We start from the raw sequence: 2,380 nt of genomic DNA, 5'->3' as shown, positions 1-2,380 counted from the left end.
TTGGTGACGCTGTTGGCGAATTCGAGGCGCGGCGTGACGTCGGCCTTTACGCCCCAGTTGGGGTCGTGAAGGCCGACGTGCGTTGGGGGTGGGTGCTGTGTCGATGCAGCCGATGGGGCCGGGGCAGGTTCCGGCGGAGACGGTGCGGGTGGCACGAGCGGCGTTTCCGAAGGGAAGCCTCGCGATCAGGATCCGGGACGAGCTGGGGCCGCTGTTCGGCGACGCAGAATTCGCCGATCTGTTCCCAACGCGTGGCAGGCCAGCGTGGTCACCAGGCAGGCTGGCACTGGTGTTGGTGCTGCAGTTCGTCGAGGGCCTCACCGACCGGCAGGCCGCGGAGGCGGTGCGAGCCAGGATCGACTTCAAGTACGCCCTCGGGCTGGACCTGGAGGACTCCGGTTTTGACTACTCGGTGCTGTCGGAGTTCCGGGACCGGCTTGTCCAGGCGGATGCCGGGCGACGGGTCCTGGACGGCATCCTGGTAGCTGCTCGGGACAAGGGCCTGTTGAGGACAGCCGGCCGGGCCAGGACGGACTCCACCCACGTGCTGACGTCTGCGCGTGAACTCTCCTGGCTTGAGATGATCACTGAGTCAATGCGTGCCGCGCTCAACGCGCTGGCTCACGCAGATCCGGAGTGGACGGCCCGCGTCGCGGAGACTGAGCCCGACTGGTTCAAGCACTACTCATTGCCGGCCTCGGAATTCGACTTCCCCAAGAGCCGTACCAAGCGGAAAGAAGCGACTCTGCGGACTGCCCGGGACGGGACACGTCTGCTTCAGGCCGTCTGGGCGGCGGGAGCGCCGGAGGGGTTGCGACGGTTACGGCAGGTGGAAACATTGCGGCAGGTCTGGGTCCAGTGTTTCCAGCAGGTGGACGGGGAGGTGGAGAACAGAGGCCCAAAAGACCGCCCGCGGGGGGCGATGCGCCTGGTCACTCCATATGACGTTGATGCGCGCGGCAGCATCAAACAGGACCTGCACTGGAACGGCTACAAGGTCCACATCACCGAGACTTGCGAGCCGGACACCGCGAACCTGATCACCAACGTCGTGACCACCACCGCCACAGTGTCCGACGACCGCATGACGGCTGAGGTCCACGCCGCCCTGGCCGAACGGGCCATGCTTCCGAAAGAACACTGGGTCGATACGGGTTACGCCAACGCCAGCGCGATGGCGGACGCCCGCGAACACGGCGTCGCTCTGCACGGGCCCCTCAAGTCAGTCACCAACCCACAGGCCCGCAGCGGCACTTACGGTCAGGACGCCTTCACCGTGGACTGGGACAGGAAGCGGGTGACCTGCCCGAACGGAGTGGAAAACCACAGCTGGAGAGAGGACCGCTCCCAACACGGCCTGCCCGTCGTCCGTGCACTGTTCTCCGCGCGGGACTGCCGCCCGTGTCCCGTCGTACACGACTGCGTGACGAACTTCAGGGAGAAGGGCCGGGCTATCACGCTGCGGCCGCAGCAGGCGCATCACGAGCTTCAGCAGGCCCGCGCGCTCCAGCAGGCCGATGAATGGAAGGAACGCTACAAGGTCCGGGCCGGGATCGAAGGAACGATCTCCCAAGGCGTCCACACGTGCGGCCTGCGCAGATCCCGCTACCGCGGGCTGGCGAAGACCAGCCTCCAGCATCAGCTCACCGGCGCCGCGATCAACCTGACCCGTATTGACGCGCACCTGATCGGCAGCCCACGAGCCCGCACCCGGACCAGCCACTTCGCAGCCCTTCGCTCCGCCATCTATGGCGGAGCGAAGGGTCAGGCCCCGGATTAACCAACGGCATCACCCTGCTTGGTCGCCGGGGCGCGGCGCGTTCCGTCATCGTCTGGAGGAGACCGCCGTGCTCACGCCCCGCCCGCGCCGCCGAATCGGCCGGCCCCGCCCCACCCGGCCCGCGCCTCCCGCACCGTCCGCCCCGGTTCCCCGGCGCCTGGAGCCGGGCATGACCACCGGCGACGAGCACGACCAGGAGCACGGCGTTGTCGACGTCGACCCCTACGATCCCGGCACCGGGGAGTTGCCAGTGTTCCGGTGGAGGCAGGCCGGCCCCGGATACGCGACCCGCCGCCAGCTGCGCGCCATGGGCCTTCGCCCTGGAGGACAAGAACCCGCCGCCCGGATCGAATGCCGCGGCGGCCGCCGCTTCGCCTGGCTCTACCAGGTCGACCTCGCGCTGCCCAAGCGCACTCCGACCCTCGCGCAGGAAGCCGCGCTGGACCGTGCCATGGCTGCCCGCACCACCTGCCCACGCTGCCTGCGCCGCTACGTCTACTGCCTCCCGCTGCGCACCCTCGGCAGCTGCCTTCTCCGAACTACCGGGGCGTCCCATGGCCAGGTGACTGGACGATCAGCCTTGTGGGGAAGAGGCAGGTA

At 68.3% G+C, this 2,380-nt stretch carries 2 protein-coding genes; both read left to right on the top strand.

All coding sequences use genetic code 11. The features are described 5' to 3' along the window. The first annotated feature begins 97 nt into the window (after positions 1 to 97). A complete protein-coding gene (locus tag ABZ070_RS36820; RefSeq protein WP_356640503.1) occupies positions 98 to 1,780 on the top strand; it encodes an IS1182 family transposase in 1,683 nt (560 codons plus the stop codon). 169 nt (positions 1,781 to 1,949) lie between these two features. Beyond that, a partial coding sequence (locus tag ABZ070_RS36815; RefSeq protein WP_356640501.1) for an RRQRL motif-containing zinc-binding protein occupies positions 1,950 to 2,380 on the top strand: 431 nt, incomplete at its 3' end.

The sequence above is a fragment of the Streptomyces sp. NPDC006283 genome, assembly GCF_040613325.1.
Taxonomy (GTDB): Bacteria; Actinomycetota; Actinomycetes; order Streptomycetales; family Streptomycetaceae; genus Streptomyces.
This window is presented reverse-complemented; position numbering and strand designations above follow the sequence as displayed.